Here is a 19,425-nt window from a genome sequence, read left to right as displayed (position 1 = left end):
CTCCGTGGCCTGCCCTCGGAGACTATAGGACATGCCCATCGTGGCTACCGCGGGCCTCGGGCGCAGCGTGGCGAGAGGTGAATCCTTCAATGAGGCTCGCGACCTCATTGCCGCGATCTTCCATCGCAAAGTGACCGCATGCGTCGAGCACGTGCAGCTCGGAGCCTGGAATCGCTGCGTGCAGCCGCTCACCCCACTCCAGTCGCTGCCATGCATCCTCGCGCCCCCAGATGAGCTGAGTCGGTAGCTCACCGAGCTCGGCGAGCCGCGGCGTGAGCTCCTCGGTGTAGCGACTGTCGTAATGGCGGATCTGGTGCTGGATAAGGCTTGCCTGTCCGACCGGCCCGGAGATCATGTCGAGATACGTTTCGAGGGCGCCGGCTCGGAAGCGCTGCTCGTCGTGCACTGCCGACGCAAGCCAGGCGCGGAAGTGCTCACGGTGGGTGTTCTCGTCCGTGGCGAGCAACGCGTCCAGGCCCTGTGCGATCTGCTGGCGAGTCCGCGGCGAGGGCCAGCTGTCGAAGCTCACGGTGTCAATCAACGTGAGCGTGCGGAAGCGCTGCGGTGACGCCAGCGCCGCCCGCATCGCAACGGCGCCTCCGATGTCGTGCGCAACGAGATGGGCATCCGCGAAGCCAACCTGGTCGAGCAGCGAAAAGAGCACCGGGACCTGCGCTGCGACCGATGTGTCCACGGACGGTTGCCAGGGCCGCTCGGAGTGACCAAAGCCGAGGAGGTCGAACGTCAGGGTGCGGGCACCCACACCGAGGTGCTCGAGGACGTCGCGCCAGATAAACGAGCTGCTTGGCGTGCCGTGGAGAAACACGAGGTGCCTGCCTTCGCCACGGAGGCCGTAGGCGATTCGGTGGCCGTTGATCACGGCATCCCGGGGGACGATGTCCCGAGGATTCGGGAGCTGCTGTGCCATGGGTGAGCTCCTGGGGCTTCTGGATTGACCTCCAGAATTAACACAGGGCACGTGCAGCCTTAACGCCGGCGACGGATGTAAGCGTTGAGAATTAATGGCTGCTTGCATGACTTCCTCTCATCCATGGCCGCTGTCTCTCGCCGGCGAGATGAGAATCGGATAGCGGGGCGCCTGGTTCAAAGGGGGGGGAGTTGCTGCGGGGCGCGTATCACATCTCAGCAGGGCCTTCGTTTCCCTCCACGTGTGGCTCGAAATGCGCTCGGAGAAAGCCAATCAGTGCCGAGACGCGACGGGAGAGGTGCTGCGGCTCGCGGTAGATGAGCGCGACACTCGTACGTGCCGGCCAGTAGGCCTGCAATATGGGCGTGAGCCGCCCCTCGTGGATTGCCTGCTCGACCATGTAGTCCTGGACGTAAATGATGCCGTGGCCTTCGACGGCGGCGTCCACCAGCGCCTCCCCATGGTCGAGCGCAAGTTTCCCGCTCGGCGGGATCGAGATTTCGGCGCCCCGCTCGAAGAGCTGCCAGGGATAGCGTCGATCCGTGCCCGGGTAGACGTACGCAAGGCACTCGTGACCTGCCAGGGCTCTCGGGTCTGCCGGCGCGCCGTTGCGAGCCACGTACTCGGGTGAGGCGAACACGCCGAACCCTGCGCTATCGACCGGGCGGGCGATGTAGTCCGCCCGCGGGAAGTCGCCGATGCGCACGGCGGCATCGACTCCGTCCTCGAGCAGATCGACGTAGCGGTCGGAGAAACTGACGTCGAGTTCAACCCCGGGGTAGGCGTTCAGAAAGCGGGACAGGACCGGCACGAGGACCTTGCGGCCGTAGGAGATCGGGATACTGATCCGCAGCTTTCCGCGCAGCTGCTTGCCCCCTTCGAGCAGCTCGAGGCGGACGTTGTGCAGATCCTCGAGCAGGCGGCTGTAGCGCTCGTAGAGCAGCCGCCCGTCCGGGGTGAGGCTCGCCCGCCGAGTGGTCCTCGAAAAGAGCCGAACACCGAACTCCCGCTCCAGGCTCGCGACGGCACGGCTGACCGACGATGGGGCGAGGCCCAACACTTCCGCGGCGGCGGAAAAGCCGCCGGTTCGCGCGGCGGTGACGAAGGCCTCAATGGCCGTCAGTCGAGGTCCATTCATGCCGTTAACGCAAAAGTCTGGTGCAAGGCGATGTCTTAGTGCGTTTGCTGCATCAGTCTAGCCTCTCCCCCTCGCATTGACGTGCTTGCACATGCAACGAGGGGATACGCCATGAGTGCCGAGACAATGCAGGCCTGGCGGCTTCAGGGCTTTGGTGTCGACCAGCTGAAGGTCGACCGGGTGCCGTTGCCGGAGCCGGGCCCCACGGAGATCCTGGTCGAGGTGAGCGCCGTTGCCCTGAACTACCGGGACCTGCTGGTCATGGACGGGGCCTTCCTGCCGGACCTTGAGCGTCCGTTCGTGCCGTGCTCCGACGCGGTTGGCCGCGTCGTGGCGGTCGGTGAGGAGGTCGAGCGCTTCACGATCGGAGAGCGGGTGCTGAGCCACTACTGGGTCGACTGGATCGAAGGAGCCCCTCCGGTCCCCGACCTCTCCCGGGCGCGGTCGCTCGGCGGGCCCCTCCAGGGTGTGCTGGCCGAGTACGTCGTGCTCGACCAGGCGCACGCGGTGAGGGCGCCTCACTCGCTCTCCGATGCCGAGGCGGCCACCTTGCCGATTGCGGGCCTTACCGCGTTCGCCGCGCTGCTTGAGGGCCACCCTGTCGACTCCACATCGAGCGTCCTTGTGCAGGGCACCGGAGGTGTCGCCTGCTTCGCGATCCAGTTTGCCGCGAGTGTCGGTGCGCACGTGATTGCGCTGTCGAGCAGCGACCGCAAACTCGACGTCGCCCAGCTGCTGGGGGCGAGCCACACGGTGAACTACCACGCCAACCCCGACTGGGATCGGCTCGTGCTGGAGCTAACCGGTGGGCACGGGGTTGATCGCATCATCGAGCTCGTCGGCGGGAACAACCTCGAGCGCTCGCTGCGGGCGCTTACCTTTAACGGCGAGATCGCCCAGATCGGCTTTCTCGCCTCACCCGAGGCACGGTTCCCCCTGCCTACGCTGATGCTTCATCAGGCAAGGATCCGTGGCGTCGCTGTGGGCCACCGCGCCGCGTTCGAGCGCATGGTGGCGTGGATCGACGAGCACGGCCTCGCGCCACAGATCGACGCCCAGTTTCCCTTCGCCGCGGCCCCCGACGCCTTCAGGAAGCTGCACGCAGGCCCGCTCGGGAAGGTCGTCCTAGTCCGTTAGGGAAAGCGAGGCGTGGCGAGGTACGGAGGGGCGGCGTCCTTCTACCGGCAGATCGCCCAGGCCGATCAGCAGGACACCGACGAGGTGCAATCGCGGTACGGGGAGATCGCTCGCCCTGTGATGCTGCCCAGGGGTGAGGAGGACGCCTGGATGCCCGTGACCGCGGCGAGAGGCTGGCGGAGCTGATTCCGGGAGCGCGAGTTCAGACGACACCCGATTCCGCACACCTTGTTATCGAGGAGCGCCCACAGTGCGTTATCGACGCATGCCTGTCGTTCTGGCTTATTTCAGAGTGAGGGTTGATTCGTGCCATAGCCTTCCGGCGCTGACGAGGTATCCGCGGATCGACATATCGGTCCAGGTGCTTCAGTGGACCCGCGGGGTTGCGCGGGAGATTTCGCAAGAAACGGGTCGATGACAATTCATGTCTGTCACATCCTCGCCGCAGGAGGATGGCCATGACAGAGATCTACTCAGCCGCCGATTTTGACCACTTCCAAGGCGATTGGCGTTTGTCCCGGGCCTACGATGCCGGGGCTTTCGTTTTTTTCTCCGGTGTCACGGGGTGTCGCCCCGACTACTCCATGGCCGACGACCCGGAGACGCAGTTCCGTGATGCGTTCAGATTTCTCGGGGCAGCGTTGAAATCGGTTGGTCTCGGTTTCGCGAACGTCGTCGAGATGACGTCCTACCATGTCGCCCTTCGCAAGCACTTGGAGGTGTTCATCAAGGTAAAGGACGAATTCGTCAAGCCGCCTTACCCGGCGTGGTCGTGCATTGGTACGACTGAGCTCATCACTGAAGGCACCCTCGTCGAGATTCGAGTGATTTGCCGCAGGCCGGGATAGACGCCGCTGCCTGTGCCGCCCGGGAGCCTTAGGCAAGCGCCGTGTGAGGGTGCGCGGCTTTGATGGCGTCGGCGAGCATCTGCGCGCATGGATCAGCGCGCTCTTGCGGTACGTTCGCGAACCCGATGATGAGTCCCTGCAGCTGGCGCTTCAGCGGTGAGGACGTCGAGAGGGCACGCACGCCGAGCCCACGCCGCTGTGCCTCCCGGGCGATGGCCGTGTCCGCCGGTAGCGTGCTGGCGAATCGGGCCATGAAGTGCAGGCCCGCTCCGCTGTCCTGGATGTCGAGCAGCTCGCCAAGGTGCGACGACAACGCGGCCCGGAGCGCTTCCCGACGACGACCATATAGGGTTCGAAGCCGCCGTACATGGGCTGCGAGCCGGCCGGAAGCGATGAACTCCGCCGCGACCGCCTGCTCGCCGATGGGCATCTGGCGGTCGGTGGCGGCCTTCATCGCGGCAAATGTCTCGTGCAGGTCGTGCGGCACGATGAGGTAGCCGATTCGCAGCGCAGGCGCGAGGACCTTGCTGAGAGTGCCGAGATAGATCACGCGCTTGCCCTGGTCGAGCGCGTGCAGGGTGCTGATCGGCGGGCGCCCGTAGCGGAACTCCCCGTCGTAGTCGTCCTCCAGCACCCAGGCGGCTGCGCGCCGTGCCCAGTCCAGGAGCGCGAGGCGGCGCTCCAGGCTCATCACCGCGCCCGTCGGATACTGATGTGCCGGCGCAACGAAGGCGAGCCTGGCGTCTGGTGCGAGCTGCTCGCCGGCCTCGACCTGGATTCCGTCCTCGTCCACCGGCACCGGCGCGAGGCGCGCGTCGGCGCCGAGCAGCGCCTTCTGACAGGCGCCGTAGCCCGGGTCCTCGACCCAGACCGTTTCCCCGGCCTCGAGCAAGACCCGGGCGGTGATATCGATGCCCGCCTGGGTGCCACCGACCACGACCACCTGGTCGGGTTCGCAGAGAACGCCCCGGTAGGCGCGCAGGTAGTGGCTGATGGCCGCGCGCAGCGCTGGCAGTCCGGCCGGATCGGTGTAGGCGAGCTCGGCGGCGTTGCGGCCTCGCCAGTACCGGCCGCTGAGGCGCGCCCACTGCGTGAACGGGAATTCGTCGAGGGCGGGCAGCCCCGGTGTCATCGGACCCGGCGGATTGCCGGAGACCATCGGCGAGGTGTGCTCGCGCACGGCCTGCGCACGGCGGGAACGTCGGCGGGACGGGGCATCGTCGCGAGGGTCCGCATGTGAGTCGGCCATGGCCGGAGCCGGAAGACCCGCGGCTACATAGGTGCCGGCACCGCGCCGTGATTCGAGATAACCCTCCGCCATGAGCCGCTCGAAGGCGACGAGCACCGTGTTGCGCGATAGCCCCATCTCGCGTGCCAGTACTCGGGATGCCGGCAGGCGCTCGCCCGGGCGCAGCGTGCCCTCGGCCACTGCGCCGCGCAGGAAGGCAACGAGCTGATCCTGGAGCGTTCGCACCCCACTGCGGACGGGCTGAAAGCGTTGCGCGAGGGGATAGGAGGGATGGGTCATGGAGCGGCCTCTCCCGATTCAAGGCATTCAGCTAATGCGTTGAAATTGTCTTGGCGGGCCCTTCAGAAGCCCCCTATACTCAGGCTGTGGGTATAGGGGCTTTCTCGTTGGCCAGCCAAAAATCCGGCTCAGACGCTCGAAAGGTTCGTGTCCCGGAAGCGGTCGATGGCATCCAGGTAAACCACTGCAAGAACCCAGTCTGCGAGAATTTCGGCCTTGCGGCCCGCAGCAAATGCAAGGATCCCGGCTATACCCGCGTCGGGGCTAACTCGCGGCCACCGCGGATAGGCGAACAGGCCAAATCCATCCCGCCCTCGGTTCGCTACAAGGCCTGCGGCGAGACCATTCCACTGAAGAGCAACGCCGGCGTCGTCGACACGATCGACATTCTGACCTGGCGCCCGGAGACGTTCTGCTGTCCGCGACCCGAGTGCGAGAACACCAGCGTCGATCTGCGCACCACACCCGAGGCGTACTACCGCCACGGCAAGACCCGTCAGGGCACCCCGCGCTTTCGCTGCCGCGCCTGCGGCCAGACGTTCGTCACGCAGGCAAGGCGCCGGCCGCCGCGCGCCGGCGAGCGCCCCTACCGGACCGAGCAGGTCGTGAAGGCGCTGCTCAATTCGATGCCCATCAAACGAATCATCGAAATTTTTTCGATCCGTCCGCAGACGGTCTACGACATCATAGACCGCGCCTACGAGGCCTGCCTGGTCTTCGCCGCGGAGCGTGAGACCCAGCTCGGCGCCAAGACCGCCGGGCGCGGGGCTATCCACATCGCCACCGACCGGCAGTCCTACACCCTCAACTGGCGCCTGCGCGCTGACAAGCGCAACACGGTGCTCCGGGCGATCGTATCCACCGAGGTCCTCTCCGGGTACGTCTTCCCGGTACACCTGAACTACGACGCGCGATCCGATGTCACGCAGGTCAATGAGATGGCCATGCTGCTGGGCGACCCCACGGACAGCGTCGGCACCGAGGTCAACGCCCAGCAGATGTGGCAGATGTTCCCCGACGAGTACCTCAACGCCAGCGGCGCGGTGGAGTGCCTGGGCCACAAGCTCTTCGACGCCGAAGACTGCCAGGGCATCCGCCTGAGGGTGAAGACCGCCCGCGGCGAGGAGACCTGGGACGGCGTGGGCAACGGCCCCATCGACGCCACCCTCAAGGCCCTGGGTGCCGACGTGCGGGTGCAGCACTACGACGAGCACTCCATGGGCACCGGCTCCGACGCTAGGGCCGTGACCTTCGTGGAGCTAGCCGCCGAAGGCCTCCACGGCGATGTGTTCGGCGTCGGCATCGACCCGAACATCATCACCGCCTCGGTCCGCGCCATCGTTAGCGGCATCAACCGTGTCTGCCGACACCGCCCGGAGGTGTTGCCCGGCGCGCTCTAGGGCCGAGGCTTAGACTTCTGAAGGGTCTAGGCTATTTGAGCAACATTGCGTATACTTCGAGGCAAGCTTGCTCATATCGGACACAACCCTATGGCACACCCAGGCCCCACACTCGGATTTCAGCTCGGCAATGATGGCCTCAAAACCATTGAGACCATCCGCAAGGGCGTGCCCGTCGAGATGGTTGATGCCCTGATCGAACAAGGCGTCGTCTCGCGCAAGCAGGTCTATGACCTCGTTGCACCAAGACGCACGCTGACCCATCGACGCTCCCGCGGCGAGCCCCTGACGACCGAGGAAAGCGAGCGCCTCTTCCGGGTAAACCGGATCGTGCAGCATGCCATCGAGACGTTCGGCAATGCTGACAAGGCGCGCGCCTACCTGAACAAGCCCATGCGCCGCTTCGAGGGGCGCAGCTGTGTGGACATGCTCGACACCAATCTCGGCGCCGAGCTGGTCCAGGAGTTGCTCACAAGGATCGATCACGGCATCCCGGGGTGAGAGTCTTCCGGGTCACGCGGAAGCGCTATGCCGACCTGTCGGGCGAAGGCGGTCGGCTCGCCAGTGGGCGCTGGCACTCCAGGGGGCGGCCGATTGTTTATACGGCCGCCGACCCGGCCCTCGCCATGATCGAGGTGCTGGTGCACATGGAAATGGATCCGGATTTGCTGCCGGACGATTACGTGTTGATGGCCATAGACCTGCCCGCACCGGCCGCGGCGCTGCCTGGTGACGCGGTGGGCGACCTCTCGGACGAAATGCGGACACGAGCCTTCGGCGATAACTGGCTGGATTCGGCCGAGACCCTGGCCCTGGAGGTGCCGTCGGTCATCGTCCCGTACGGGCGCAATGTACTCATCAACCCGGCGCACCCCGATATGGGCAATGTCCCAGATCCAGAGATTCGCCCGCTCGAGTGGGACCGGAGGCTATTTAAGCCCAGCGCATAGGGCGCATGTCTGGTCTCAGTCACATGCCGGGTCCGGCCAGCTCATCGTTCGCCTTCTGACGCATCCGCTGTGACGGGCGCCCGAGCGGTGCGGGGGCGGGAGCCGACTCGCGAGCACGAATGGATCCATCCTTCGCCCGAACGACCGGGAAAGGCTGCGGCGCACCACCCTCCTCCGGCGTGATCTTGGTGGGGAATGTCTCCACCCAATCAAAGGCGCCTGGAACCTGCGCATTCCAGCGAATCGGCCGCACACCTCCCGTGCTGACCAGGCGCACCGGCATATGGGTGACGCCTCGCGCGGCCAGCGCCCGGGCCAGATGACGCCCCTCGTGGCCCACGACACTGGCGCTGCCATCACCGTGATTGGCGATATCGAGCACCGGCGTGGCGCTAAAGCCCTCGAGCGCTGGGATGTCGAGTCGCCGAGCGATCAACTTGACCCGGAGACAAAACTTCCCGACGACGGTTTGCAGCTGCGGGAAGAGTACGTTCTTTACGCTCACTTCAACCTACTGCGTCGTTGGCTGGAGGCCTTCGATGAGGCGCACTTCTTCGTGGACCAGGAAAGCGGCATACGGGCCGCCTACATGGCTGCCTTCCACGACTGGGTGCTCGCGAACCGTAGCCATCTCTTCTACACCAAAGTGAAGAGCGCACCGGCCCGTGAGGAGCGAGAGGCAGCGGCGCGGGAACGAGACGAGATCCTGGAGGAGCGCGACAGCAATGGGGGAGCTTCGCGCGCGGCAAGATCGAGCTACTGAAGCTCGCGCTGCAGGCGAACTCCCAGCAGCAGGGCCACTGGCACGACCGCTGGACGCCGTATCCATGGGGTTCGAGCGGGGAGGTCGAGAAGACCTTCTCCCATCAGACCGCCCGTCCAGGGCAGGACATGAAACGCCTGGCGGAGATACTCCTGCACTCTGCTCACTGCTGCCGACCGAGCGCTTTCTCCAGCGCGCCCGACGTCGACTCTCACCGCTTGAGCGTGGCGTCCCAACGGTGGCCGGCAACCGCCGCATCTGGACCGGCCGGGCGCCCTACAACCCGAAGATGATCACAAAATCCTATGAAAAAGGCCCCGCCACCTTTCGGTAGCGGGGCCTTTGCCCGCTTCAGCAAGGTTTCAACACATTAGCTGAATGCCTTGTCTCCCGATTGGCCCTTTCTTTTACTTAAAAACGGATCTTTCTGGCAAGCCGATGTAGGCCTAGCTTGGCGGTGTGTCCATTGCAGATGCAGATGCCGGCGAAGTGGCCGGTAGGAAGGCAGCGTCATGTTCGAGCAGGTGGGGCGGAGTGAGTGCGAGGCGTCGATGAGAGCGGGTAGCTCACGGGACATCGGCTGGATCGTGGCCATCGGGAGCTGCCTGAAGACGTGGCGCGAACGGCGCGCCGTGCGGCGGCGGTTGCGGGAGGATCTTGCTCGCCTTGATGAGCGGATGCTGCGGGATATTGGCGTCAGTCGCCGGGAGCTCCTGGAAGTGGCGTATCGCCCGTTCTGGTGTCCCTGAGGACGTAACGACCGGGAAGTCAATGCGGAGGCTTTGGGTATGGCAAGGGATCACCACTACGCGGTCACGGTGGAGTGGACCGGCAACACGGGCGAAGGGACGGGAGACTATCGGGCCTACCGCCGCAATCACGAGATCAAGGTCGCGGGCAAGCCGCTCATCGCGGGCTCCGCCGACCCGCAGTTTCTCGGCGACGGCGCACGCTGGAACCCGGAGGATCTGCTCGTCGCCGCCCTCTCGGCCTGTCACAAGCTCTGGTACCTCCACCTCTGCGCCGATGCCGGCATCACGGTGGAGAGCTACGTTGACCATGCCGAGGGGACGTTGCGGCTCGGTGGCGAAGAGAATCGCTTCAGCGAGGTCGTTCTCCATCCGGAGGTCGTCATCCGGGAGGCGTCCCGCACCGATTCGGCCCTCGCGCTCCACGAGGCGGCTCACCACGAGTGCTTCATCGCGCGGTCGATGAACTTCCCGGTGCGCTGCGAGCCCCGGATCCGGGTTGCGGGCGACCCCTCATAGCGTTCGGCCCATGAACTCGGCCGATCCGGGGCAGATGTCGGCGAACTGCGCACTCTCGCGAATCGCAGTGGGTGCTGCTTCCCGAGCCAGGGACCGATAACCGCACGCGGAGAAGAACGCCGCAGCGGTCGTTGTCAGCAAATACAGCCGCTCGATCCCCCGCTCCCGGGCCCATTGCTCCGTGTGCGCGAGCAGTCTTTTGCCCAGGCCAGTGCCGCGATGGTCGGGGTGCACGGCAAGCGAGCGCAGCAGTGCGTCGCCCCCGGCTTCCTCGAGGCCGATGACGCCGACGGTCTCACGCCCCGAGCGCGCGGCGAAGCACCAGACCCGCGCTCGCCCCTCGGCCGTCCCCAGATCATCGATAGGCAGCCCACAGTGCACCAGCAGGTGCAGCATCGAGGCATCCAGGTTGCTGGCACGGATCTCCATCGCGTGGTTCATGGGGCCTCCTCGGTCTCGGCGCTCACAGGGAGGCCAAGGCGTCCCCGGTCACGTCATCCTCGCCCTGGCGATGACGGCGCCGGGCGTCGCGAATCTGCACGATCGCGGCAATGTGCAGGCAGATCCAGAGCGGCACGGCGAAGCATGGGATGAGGGCGAGCGGCAGGGCGCCGAGGGCCGCTGTCGACTCGGAGAGACCGAGCAGTGGCAGCGTACCGCGCGCGATCAGTCCCGAGAGCACGGCGCCGGCGAAATCAAGCAGACCAAGCGCGTGGAAGCCGAGATGCCAGGACGAGCGCAGGAAGTGCGGGTCGAGCGCGAGGCGCGCGGCGACAAACGGTGCGAGCACCGCGACGAGCACATCGCCCCAGCCGGCAGTGTGCGCGAACAGGCCCGGCAGGTGGCCGAACGCGTAGACGAACAGGAATCCCGCGCCGAGGATGCGCAGGCCGTGCACGGCGGCCAGCCAGACCGGGTGGATAGCGAGGACCGCCTCGTGCACTTGCGGTATCCGCAGCAATAGGAGGAACAGCGCCGGCGGCAACAGCATGGCCGTCAGCGTCTGCACGGGTGGCGCCGAGGGCGCGACGTTGAAAAAGCCGTTGGCACCGAGCGTTGCAATTGTGACCAGCCATAGCGTCACGACAGCCGCGGCAAGGGCTAGGAAGGTGGGACCGGGGGCGGCCCGACGATGGTTCGTCAGGGACGATGTCGTCATGGCTGAGGTACCTCCTGATGAGCGGCGCTGCGATCCGCAATTCGTTGCCTTCCCTGGTGCAAGAGCGCCAGGAGCTTGTGGAAGTCCTCCTCGCCAATGTCCTCGGCGAGGCGGGCCTGGATGTGCTGCCAGCGTTCATGGGCCTGTTCGAGCACACGCTTGCCCTCGTGCGTGACCCGCGCACGCCGCTCGCGACGATCCGGCCCGGAGGCGAGCTCAACGAGGCCCCGACGCAGGAGCGGGCTGAGTGAGCGGGTGAGCGAGGAGGGCTCCATGTCGAGTGCCTCGGCGATGGCCCCAAGACGGGGCGCCTCGCCCGGGGCCTGGTCGAGCGCCGTCAGGACCGAGAACTGCGTGATCTTCAGCCCTGTCTCGCTTAGCGCCTCGTCGTAGAGCTGCGTGACGACGCGAGCCAGTCGCCGCGAGGCGAGGCAGAGGCAGCCGTAGTAGGGGTGCTGTGCTTCATCCATAATACTTGTGTACACAAATAACACGCTCGAGTCAAACCTCCGCGGTCCCGGCGGTATCGCCCCGCGCGCTGTGACGGGTCCGCGAGCCTACGGCAGCGGCCCAGAATGCGAGGGTGAGCACCGCGCTGCCGAGGGCCAGCGCCAGGAGCACGGGACCGTAGCCCTGTGTGAGGCCCCAGAGCATGGCTGCCGCGGCAGGGGCCGCGGCCTTGGTGACCGTCGCCGGAGCAATGAGGCTCGCCGTCACTCGACCATATGCGTGGCGGGTCAGAAGGGCGGGAACCGCCATCCCGCGGACAATGGTCATAACGCCGTTGGCGGCGCCATAGACGATGGCGAGAACGCCTGCGAGCGCCACACTCGTTGGGGCGAGCGCGAGCGTGATGAACACCAGGAAGGTCAGCCCTGAGGCGCCGACACCCAGGGTGGCAATCGAAGGGCCGGCGGGTGCCAAATGGAGGGCAAGCCGCCCCGCGACCTGGGCGGGACCGATGAGCGCGAGCACACCGACGACGCTGCCAGCACCGAGCCCAAACTCCTGAAGCAGTGGGTAGGCGTGGTAGGTGAAGCCGGAGAAAACGCCCGCATGAGCAATGAACACGACCGCCAGCGCCCAATAGGTCGGCTTCGCAAGGGCCCATCTGAGCGGCGCCCGCGCGATGGCCTTTTCTCTCCCTGTTGACGCCACTGGAGCGCTATCCCGAAGGGAGCGTATCGCGTAGGCGTTGAGTGGCGCGCATAGCGCGATGGGTACCACCGCGAGTGTGGCTACACACATGCGCCAGTCCCATCGGCTCAGCATGAGCTCGACGAGCGGTATGAAGACCGTGCTCGCAAAGCCGCCCCAGAGCGTGAGCAGGGTGATGCCGCGCCGCGCGCGCTCTGGCCCCGTGTGACGGGCGACGACGGCGAAGGCGGCGTCGTAGAGGGTGGCCGCGTGGACGATACCGAGCGCCGCGAAGACGGCATAGAAGCCGGCGAGTGTCTCGACGCGCGACCACGCCAACAGAAGCAGACCCGCAGCGAGCGCCCCGAGGCTCATGACGAGCCGGCCATGCCCGCGGTCAATGGCAATGCCCACGGGCATCGCACTCACCGCGGCGACAATGAGCGTCAGCGTCGGCGCGAGATAGCGCTCGGCCTTGCTCCACCCGAGTTCGGCACCCATCGCCTCTGCGATCTGGGGGAAGCTGTAGTAGAGCGTCCCCCACGCGCAGAACTGGCCGATGCCGAGCGCGGTGATGAACCGCCCCATCCCTCAGCTCCGCTCCGTCAGCCTCCGCCGCAGCAGCTGGCCGCTCCCGACGGCGTGCGGCGGGGCGCAGGGGCCGGGGCGCAGCAGCTGCCGGCCGGCCCCGCGCTGCAGACGCCGGTATCCGGCAGCTGCAGGTGGACCTCGCGCGCCGCTTCGTGGTCGCCGGCGAGCTCGGCGGCAATCGAGCGGACCTGCTCGTAGCCCGTGGCCATGAGAAAGGTGGGTGCCCGGCCGTAGGACTTCATGCCGGCGATGTAGAAGCCCGACTCCGGGTGGCGGAGCTCGTCGACGCCGTGGGGCGGCACGGTGCCGCAGCTGTGCACGTTGGGGTCGATGAGGGGGGCAAGGCGCGGCGGTGCCTCCATGACCGGGTCGAGCTCCAGGCGCAGTTCCCGGAGCATCGCGGTATTCGGGCGGAACCCGGTGCACGCGACGACCCGGTCCACCTCGAGAGACTCATGACGGCCGGCGTGCACACCATCGACCCGCAATCCGTGTTCGGTGCGTGAGAGCGCGGTGACCGAGAAGGGAGCGAGGCGCTGCAAATCGCCACGCTCGACGGCTTGGGCGGCCGCGAGCCCAAGCTCTCCACGCGCCGGGAGCTCGTCATGCCTCCCGCCGCCGACAACATGCTCCAGCCCGGCGCGGCGCAGCGCCCAGACCACCTCCGTGCCGGGCACCGCCTCGCGCAGGCGCAGGAGATCCAGCACGGCGTTCATGGCGGAGTGGCCGCCGCCGACGACCAGCACCCGGCGGCCTGCGTAGCGGGCCCGCTCTGCACCGAGGACGTCCGGGATGCCGTAGGCAAGCCGCTCTCCGGCGTCCTCCTCGCCCGGAACCGGAATGCCCATCACCCCGAGCGGGGCGGGCTGATACCAGGTGCCCGAAGCATCGATGACCGCGCGGACCAGCGTATGCCGGTCCTGCCATTCGCGGTCCTGCCAGTGGATGAGGAAGGGTGCCTGCTCGCGCCCGGACGTCTGGAGCTTGCCAATGCCCTTGCGGGTCACCGCGGTGACGAGCGCCCGGGTGTGCAGGCCCCGCGCGATCGCCGGCAGGCGGGCAAGAGGCTCGAGGTACTGATCGGCGATCTCCGCGCCGGTTGGCAGCTCGTCCGGGTCTGGGGGCGTCCAGCCATTGCGCCGGAGCATCCGCCCGGCGGCCTCATCGACCAGGTAGCGCCAGGGGGTAAACACGCGGACATGGCCCCAGTCGCGTACCGCAGCGGCCGGTCCCGGGCCCTGCTCAAAGATGACGGGGTGCAGTCCGCGCTCGATAAGCCGTGCTGCGGCGGCGAGCCCCACGGGGCCGGCGCCGATGATCGCGATGAGCCGTTCTGGGTCCATGGGGTTACCTCCCTTCAGGTTTGGTGTTACATATGAGCCCCGATGCATCGATGCTCAAAGTCTCAAGGCAAAAAAAATCACCCGGCGCGCAGCGCGTCGGGCATCGACTCGCCGTCAAGGACATTGCGGCACTCGAGCAGACATTCGGTTACATCCATCCAGGCGGCGACGGCAACGCGGAAAGCCTCCCGGCCCTTGTCCGTGAGGCTGTAAACCCGGCGCTGGCGTCCTGAGACCGTCTCATTCTGGACTGTGACGTAGCCGCCCTGCTCGTACTGGCGGAGCACCGGATAGATGGTCCCCTCGGCGGGCGTGCAGCAGCCATGGGTCAGTGCCGAAACCTCTCGGGCGATCTCGTAGCCGTGCAGCGGGCCCCGGTGCAGCACGCACAGGATGAAGAACTTGGACAGACTCATCTTGATCGTGCCGTTCCAGTAGGAGCGGCTGAGGAAGTCCGGGATATCGGCCTTCGCCATCGTGTTCTCTGCCCTGCTCATACGCTTATTGTATGCATCGACCCTCAATGTCTCCAGCCCTACTGGCTGTCCATTGTTCTGAGTTGCGTTCGGAGGCCGTAGTCCCCTTCCAATCTTGTTCCGCTTGTGACCGAACCCGGCAGGCCCGCGCTCCCTGAGCTCGAGGATATCCAGGATGGATACCACCTCTCTCTGAGCACCGGTGGTCAGTGAAGGGCTCTTTACTGCCGGCGAGGACGAGCCACAACTGTGAGCACGCCGTCGGCTTCGGATTCCGTCTCATGTCATCAGCGGTTGCCACGCTGTACCGAGGCTGAGGCGTTCAACCGGGAGGATCAGCGCGGATGGCTGGCGTAACCATATGGGTCCACCTCTGTGCAGCCACGCTTGCCCTTGTGCTTGGCGTGCCTCAGATCGTGCGTCGCAAGGGCACGAAGAGCCACCGAGCGCTTGGCTGGACATGGATGATCGCCATGGCTGTCACCGCGTTGACGTCGTTCTGGATCGAGAGCTTTATGCCGATCATTGGCGACTACGGTGCGATCCATGTGCTCTCGCTGGTTGTGCTGTACTCGATCCTGGCCTCCACCCGGGCGGCGATGCGGGGCGACGTGCGTCGTCACCGCTCGTACGCGGTAGGCGCCTACGTGGGGTCAGCTGCAGCTGCCGCAGGCACGATCGCGCCGGGGCGCCTGATCAACGGATGGCTCTTCGGCTAGAGGCATGCCTCACTGCCAGCCCGGCGCGACGTTGGCGCGCCCTTCATTCCGTGTTCGTCGGCCCGGGTGGCGGCCCATCGGCCGATTGCAGCCGCGCGCGGCAGGCATGGAGGTACGCAGCGAGGATCTTCAGATCCAGGTCACCCGCCGTGGACTCGAGTCGTGATACGTCGGCCGTTGTTGCACCGACGGCCTCGGCCATCTCCCCCTGCGTGAATCCCGCGGCATGTCGGAGGCAGATCAGTGCGCCTGCCACCTCTCGCTGGGGGGCTGTGCGCTCAATCGCTTCGTCGCGCTCCGGGTCCTCGCGGCGCAGATCCCGGAACTTCTCTAGCACGTCGATTGAGTCCGTCATCGCGGCCACCCTGACGCCTCTAGGAGATTGCCAGTATAGCGGTTGGTCGACACCCGGGGCCCGCACTGGCGCGGGTCTGGCCGCTGACATCCCCCTGCCTCCGGTGTCTTGCCCCGGCGTCTAGTCTGGATGTTGCGTTGCCTTGAGTTCGAGGAACTCATCGACGCCATAGGCCCCGAGCTCACGCCCGTATCCCGAATCCCGGAAGCCGCCGAACGGGGCATGCGGATTGAACCGCGCGCCGTTGATCTCGACCTGGCCGGCAACCAGTGACTCGGCAACGCGCTCGGCGCGCTGCGGGTCTGCGGACCACACGCTCGCGGCCAGTCCGTACCGTGTGCCGTTGGCGAGGTCGACGGCATGCTCATCGTCATCGGCACTCAGTACGCAGATCACCGGGCCAAAGATCTCCTCCTGAGCGACGCTGTCGTCAGGGTCGCTAGGGGCGAGCAGGGTCGGCGCCACGAAGTGACCGGTTTCCGGCAGTGGCTGGGTGGTCGTGAAGTGACGCGCGCCACGCTCGACAGCACGGTCGATGGTTCGCCGGACGCGGTCACGTTGCTCGGCGGAGATGACGGGTCCAAGCCGCGTAGCGTCGTCGAACGGGTCGCCCATGGTGAACCGCTCGAGTTCCGAGGCCGCGAGTTCCAGCGTCTCCTCGAGCCGTTCTCGCGGCACAATCAGGCGGCTGATGGCGTTGCACATCTGCCCGGAGTTAAGGAGTCCGGCGCCGAGGGTCGTGCGTACCGCAGACGCCAGGTTGGCGTCGTCCAGCACCACCGCGGCGGACTTGCCGCCGAGCTCAAGCGCCACACGCTTGAGTCTCACCGCCGCGGCGCTCGCGACGTCGCGTCCCGCTTCCGTGGAGCCGGTGAAGGAGACAAAGCGCACCCGCGGGTCACGAACAAGCGCCGCGCCCGCCTCCGGCCCGGTGCCGTGGACGATGTTGCAGACGCCGGGCGGCAGCTCCACCTCGTCGAGAACCTCGCCCAAGAGCGTCGCGACGGACGGCGTCAGCTCGCTAGGCTTAAGCACGACCGTGCATCCGGTGCCGATCGCGGGTGCGACCTTGGCGGCAATCTGGTGCAGCGGCATGTTCCAGGGCGTAATTGCGCCGACGACCCCGGTAGGGACTCGCCGCACCGTGGAGTGTCCGACCTTGGTCTCCCAGTCCAGCGACTCGATAGCGTCGGCTGTAGCTCGAAATGTCTCCACCGGCAGCCCCGCCTGCAGGCGACGCGCCATCTTCAACGGCATCCCCACCTCGCAGGTGATGGCATGGGCAATCTGCTCGCGCCGTGCGGCCAGTGCCTCGGCGATCGCGCGGAGCCACCCGGCCCGGGCGCTGGCGCTGATTGCCGACCATTCCGGCAGCGCTGTTGCCGCGGCCTGACACGCGGCGGCCACCTGCTCGGCCGTCGCGAGGCTTACCTCGCCGACGACAGCTTCGGTCGTGGGGTTGCGCACGACGATCGTGGCGGTCTCGTTCGGCCGTTGCCAGTGTCCGGCAACGTAGTGCGTATGGACGGGGACTGCCTGCATGGGTGTTCTCCGCTGAATCCCGATTGAAAGGTCCGGCATCGTCACTGGCCGATGAACTCGGGCTCCCGCTTCTCGAGGAAGGCGGCGATGCCCTCGGCGAGATCGTGGGTGGGCACCAGGCGGGCGAACTGGGCGCTTTCGATGGCCAGGCCCTCGTCGATGGAGACGTTCACACCGCGGTTGACGGCCGTGAGTGCCGCCTCCACGGCAAGGGCCGAGTGGCGTGTGACCCGTCGCAGCCAACCGATCGCCTCCTCGAGAACCCGGCTCTTTGGCACCACCCGGTTCACGAGGCCGATCTCGGCAGCCCGCTGTGCGGTAATGGGATCACCGGTGAGCACCATGTCGAGTGCGTGCTTGCGGCCGACCAGGCGGGGCAGGCGTTGTGTTCCGCCGAAGTCCGGGATCAGGCCCAGACGGATCTCCGACTTGCACAGCAGCGCGTCTTCGGCGGCGATGGTGTAGGCCATGGCCTCGCTGATCTCGCAGCCGCCGCCGTAGGCGAGCCCGTTGATCGCGGCGACGATGGGCTTGGGGTAGCTCTCGAGGCGGCGCGTGAACTCCTGGCCGCGGCGGCAGAACTCCCGGACGGCAGCGCCCGGGCCGGCGCGGACGCTGTGCTGGAACTCGCTGATGTCCGCCCCCGCGCTGAATGCCCGGTCGCCGGCGCCCGTGATCACGATGCCGCGCACGGTGTCGTCGCCTTCGAGCTCGCCGAGTGTGGCCATTAATGCGTCGATGAGCGCGTAGCTGAGCGCGTTCAGTCGTTCCGGGCGATTGAGGGTGAGAATCGCGATCTCATCCCGGCGCTCGCAAAGCAGGATCTCGGTCATGGCTGTCTCCTCCGGGTTGCGCCCCGGTTGCACCCGAGCGCTTCGCGGTAGGAGGTTGCCGCCCGGCCTCAAGCCCGACAAACGAGGGTTTTTCGGTTCGCGATGAGCAGAATTCAGCTGCGTTGTGGCGCCGGTGAGTCTCTGCTATGCCTCAGACTTTCCGCTGAAGGCTGGGTATGCCGTGAGCCGACGCCTGCCGCCGCTGAACGCGCTGAGACTCTTCGAGGCTGCCGCGCGCCTGGAGAGCTTCAAGAACGCCGCCGAGGAGCTTGCGGTTACGCCGAGTGCGGTTAGCCACGGCATCCAGAGCCTCGAGGACTGGCTCGGTGTCCCACTGTTTCTTCGCACAAGCCGGGGTCTCGTGCTCTCGGACGCCGGGCGCGAGTACTACCCCCGCGTCGCCCACTCGCTCGAGGTGCTCGCGAGCGGAGCAGACGGGCTTCGTACGCGTGGCGGGGCGAAGCGCCTTCGCGTCACCGTAGCGCCCACGTTCGCGAAGCTTTGGCTCTTCCCGCGGTTGAGCGAGTTTCTCGACCAGCACCCCGGACTCGACCTCGTTGTCGATACGCAGCCGCAACGCCGGGAGCTCGACTCCGAGGCCGTGGATGTCGCCGTGCGCATGGGGCGCGGTGGTTGGCAGGGTGTGCACGCGCAGCAGCTGTTCAACGAGGTGCTGGTGCCGGTCGGCGCCCCGAGGGTGGTGGACCGCGCGCGAGAGTCCGGCGGCCTCGACGGGGAGACGTTGATCTCCGTAAGCCGAGCCCGCGAGGAGTGGGCGTCCTGGGCGAGAGGTGCGGGGCGCCCTTATCCCGAGGCGCGGCGCCATATCGAGGTCGATAGCGTCGATCTGGCGCTGCAGGCCGCGCGCGCCGGCGCCGGCATCGCGATGGGTCGGCGCCCGCTAATCAACGGCGATCTCGAGCGAGGAACCCTCGTGATCGCTGCGGGCCCCCCGGTGACCGGACAAACGGCCTACTGGGTGGTCGTCTCCGATACGCGCTCGAGCGACGAGGCCGTTGAGGCCTTCCGCGGGTGGTTGCTACGCACGGCCACTGCCTCTTCGGAGCACTGAAAGGCCCCGCGCATTCCTGGCAGGCCCCCCGGCTGAGTCTGGTCTACAAAACCGTCTACCGCCCGGAAGGACCCCCTTATACGGTATCGATCGGGCCGCATCACCCGCCCGCCTATTTTCATGGCCATAGCGACCGGGATGAGGCGCCGGAGCGTTGCTCCAGCGCCTTCGAACGGGCCGGGGTGAGCGCGCCGGGCGCAGCCCGATGGCTGTCTGGGGCGCGTCAGGCGAGCCGATG

At 66.8% G+C, this 19,425-nt stretch carries 22 protein-coding genes; 10 read left to right on the top strand and 12 right to left on the bottom strand.

The window, feature by feature from the left end; translation table 11 throughout:
• Nucleotides 1-22 precede the first annotated feature (22 nt).
• The gene (locus LMH63_RS17505) at nt 23-928 is read right to left on the bottom strand and encodes an alpha/beta fold hydrolase (protein ID WP_109680224.1); all 906 of its coding nucleotides are present in this window, start codon (nt 926-928) and stop codon (nt 23-25) included.
• A 208-nt stretch (nt 929-1,136) separates the two neighbouring features.
• A complete protein-coding gene (locus tag LMH63_RS17500) occupies nt 1,137-2,066 on the bottom strand; it encodes a LysR family transcriptional regulator (protein ID WP_109680225.1) in 930 nt (309 codons plus the stop codon).
• Between the two features lie 111 nt (nt 2,067-2,177).
• Between LMH63_RS17500 and LMH63_RS17495 the strand changes: the two genes are divergently transcribed.
• Entirely contained in the window at nt 2,178-3,203 is a 1,026-nt protein-coding gene (locus LMH63_RS17495; protein WP_109680226.1) for a zinc-dependent alcohol dehydrogenase family protein, read from the top strand.
• A 458-nt stretch (nt 3,204-3,661) separates the two neighbouring features.
• The gene (locus LMH63_RS17490) at nt 3,662-4,051 is read left to right on the top strand and encodes a RidA family protein (protein WP_158280485.1); all 390 of its coding nucleotides are present in this window, start codon (nt 3,662-3,664) and stop codon (nt 4,049-4,051) included.
• Between the two features lie 28 nt (nt 4,052-4,079).
• Here LMH63_RS17490 and pdxR read toward each other — a convergent pair whose 3' ends face one another.
• Nucleotides 4,080-5,579: a MocR-like pyridoxine biosynthesis transcription factor PdxR gene (gene pdxR / locus LMH63_RS17485; protein ID WP_229332648.1), complete on the bottom strand. Its 1,500-nt coding sequence runs from the start codon at nt 5,577-5,579 to the stop codon at nt 4,080-4,082.
• A 50-nt stretch (nt 5,580-5,629) separates the two neighbouring features.
• Here pdxR and LMH63_RS17480 point away from each other — a divergent pair, with 50 nt between their 5' ends.
• From LMH63_RS17480 to LMH63_RS17455, 6 genes are all read left to right on the top strand, one after another.
• Nucleotides 5,630-6,979 carry an alpha-isopropylmalate synthase regulatory domain-containing protein gene (locus LMH63_RS17480; protein ID WP_229332647.1) on the top strand — a complete coding sequence of 450 codons (1,350 nt, stop codon included), beginning with the start codon at nt 5,630-5,632 and terminating at the stop codon, nt 6,977-6,979.
• 90 nt (nt 6,980-7,069) lie between these two features.
• Entirely contained in the window at nt 7,070-7,480 is a 411-nt protein-coding gene (locus tag LMH63_RS17475) for an Xre family toxin-antitoxin system antitoxin (RefSeq protein ID WP_109679586.1), read from the top strand.
• Complete coding sequence (locus tag LMH63_RS17470) at nt 7,477-7,929, top strand: RES family NAD+ phosphorylase (RefSeq protein ID WP_109679585.1); 453 nt, start codon at nt 7,477-7,479, stop codon at nt 7,927-7,929. The genes LMH63_RS17475 and LMH63_RS17470 overlap by 4 nt, the downstream gene beginning before the upstream one ends.
• A 283-nt stretch (nt 7,930-8,212) precedes the next feature.
• Nucleotides 8,213-8,692 (top strand): hypothetical protein, encoded by a 480-nt coding sequence (locus LMH63_RS17465; RefSeq protein WP_109679584.1) that lies wholly within the window; start codon nt 8,213-8,215, stop codon nt 8,690-8,692.
• 512 nt (nt 8,693-9,204) lie between these two features.
• Nucleotides 9,205-9,441: a DUF1127 domain-containing protein gene (locus tag LMH63_RS17460; protein WP_109679583.1), complete on the top strand. Its 237-nt coding sequence runs from the start codon at nt 9,205-9,207 to the stop codon at nt 9,439-9,441.
• A 39-nt stretch (nt 9,442-9,480) separates the two neighbouring features.
• Nucleotides 9,481-9,960 (top strand): OsmC family protein, encoded by a 480-nt coding sequence (locus LMH63_RS17455; protein ID WP_109679582.1) that lies wholly within the window; start codon nt 9,481-9,483, stop codon nt 9,958-9,960.
• On the opposite strand, the gene arsN2 is transcribed toward LMH63_RS17455, so the two are convergent.
• From arsN2 to LMH63_RS17425, 6 genes are all read right to left on the bottom strand, one after another.
• Nucleotides 9,955-10,401 (bottom strand): arsenic resistance N-acetyltransferase ArsN2, encoded by a 447-nt coding sequence (gene arsN2, locus LMH63_RS17450; protein ID WP_109679581.1) that lies wholly within the window; start codon nt 10,399-10,401, stop codon nt 9,955-9,957. The genes LMH63_RS17455 and arsN2 overlap by 6 nt on opposite strands.
• Nucleotides 10,402-10,423: 22 nt before the next feature.
• Entirely contained in the window at nt 10,424-11,119 is a 696-nt protein-coding gene (locus LMH63_RS17445) for a DUF8737 domain-containing protein (protein WP_146205243.1), read from the bottom strand.
• A complete protein-coding gene (locus tag LMH63_RS17440; protein WP_146205242.1) occupies nt 11,116-11,589 on the bottom strand; it encodes a MarR family winged helix-turn-helix transcriptional regulator in 474 nt (157 codons plus the stop codon). The genes LMH63_RS17445 and LMH63_RS17440 overlap by 4 nt, the downstream gene beginning before the upstream one ends.
• A gap of 31 nt (nt 11,590-11,620) precedes the next feature.
• Nucleotides 11,621-12,844: an MFS transporter gene (locus LMH63_RS17435; RefSeq protein ID WP_109679578.1), complete on the bottom strand. Its 1,224-nt coding sequence runs from the start codon at nt 12,842-12,844 to the stop codon at nt 11,621-11,623.
• A gap of 17 nt (nt 12,845-12,861) precedes the next feature.
• Entirely contained in the window at nt 12,862-14,190 is a 1,329-nt protein-coding gene (locus LMH63_RS17430) for an FAD-dependent oxidoreductase (RefSeq protein WP_109679577.1), read from the bottom strand.
• Between the two features lie 77 nt (nt 14,191-14,267).
• Entirely contained in the window at nt 14,268-14,666 is a 399-nt protein-coding gene (locus LMH63_RS17425) for a PadR family transcriptional regulator (protein ID WP_199225722.1), read from the bottom strand.
• Nucleotides 14,667-15,010: 344 nt separating this feature from the next.
• Between LMH63_RS17425 and LMH63_RS17420 the strand changes: the two genes are divergently transcribed.
• Nucleotides 15,011-15,385 (top strand): DUF2306 domain-containing protein, encoded by a 375-nt coding sequence (locus tag LMH63_RS17420; RefSeq protein WP_109679576.1) that lies wholly within the window; start codon nt 15,011-15,013, stop codon nt 15,383-15,385.
• A 43-nt stretch (nt 15,386-15,428) separates the two neighbouring features.
• Here LMH63_RS17420 and LMH63_RS17415 read toward each other — a convergent pair whose 3' ends face one another.
• From LMH63_RS17415 to LMH63_RS17405, 3 genes are all read right to left on the bottom strand, one after another.
• Nucleotides 15,429-15,740, bottom strand: a complete 312-nt coding sequence (locus tag LMH63_RS17415; protein ID WP_109679575.1) for a helix-turn-helix domain-containing protein — start codon at nt 15,738-15,740, stop codon at nt 15,429-15,431.
• 120 nt (nt 15,741-15,860) lie between these two features.
• Nucleotides 15,861-17,282, bottom strand: a complete 1,422-nt coding sequence (locus tag LMH63_RS17410; protein WP_109679574.1) for an aldehyde dehydrogenase family protein — start codon at nt 17,280-17,282, stop codon at nt 15,861-15,863.
• Between the two features lie 41 nt (nt 17,283-17,323).
• Nucleotides 17,324-18,115, bottom strand: a complete 792-nt coding sequence (locus LMH63_RS17405; protein WP_109679573.1) for a crotonase/enoyl-CoA hydratase family protein — start codon at nt 18,113-18,115, stop codon at nt 17,324-17,326.
• 181 nt (nt 18,116-18,296) lie between these two features.
• Here LMH63_RS17405 and LMH63_RS17400 point away from each other — a divergent pair, with 181 nt between their 5' ends.
• Nucleotides 18,297-19,187: a LysR substrate-binding domain-containing protein gene (locus LMH63_RS17400; RefSeq protein ID WP_158280428.1), complete on the top strand. Its 891-nt coding sequence runs from the start codon at nt 18,297-18,299 to the stop codon at nt 19,185-19,187.
• Nucleotides 19,188-19,425 lie beyond the last annotated feature (238 nt).

Origin of the sequence: Spiribacter halobius (assembly GCF_020883455.1) — a bacterium.
In the GTDB taxonomy this organism is placed as follows: domain Bacteria; phylum Pseudomonadota; class Gammaproteobacteria; order Nitrococcales; family Nitrococcaceae; genus Sediminicurvatus; species Sediminicurvatus halobius.
This window is presented reverse-complemented; position numbering and strand designations above follow the sequence as displayed.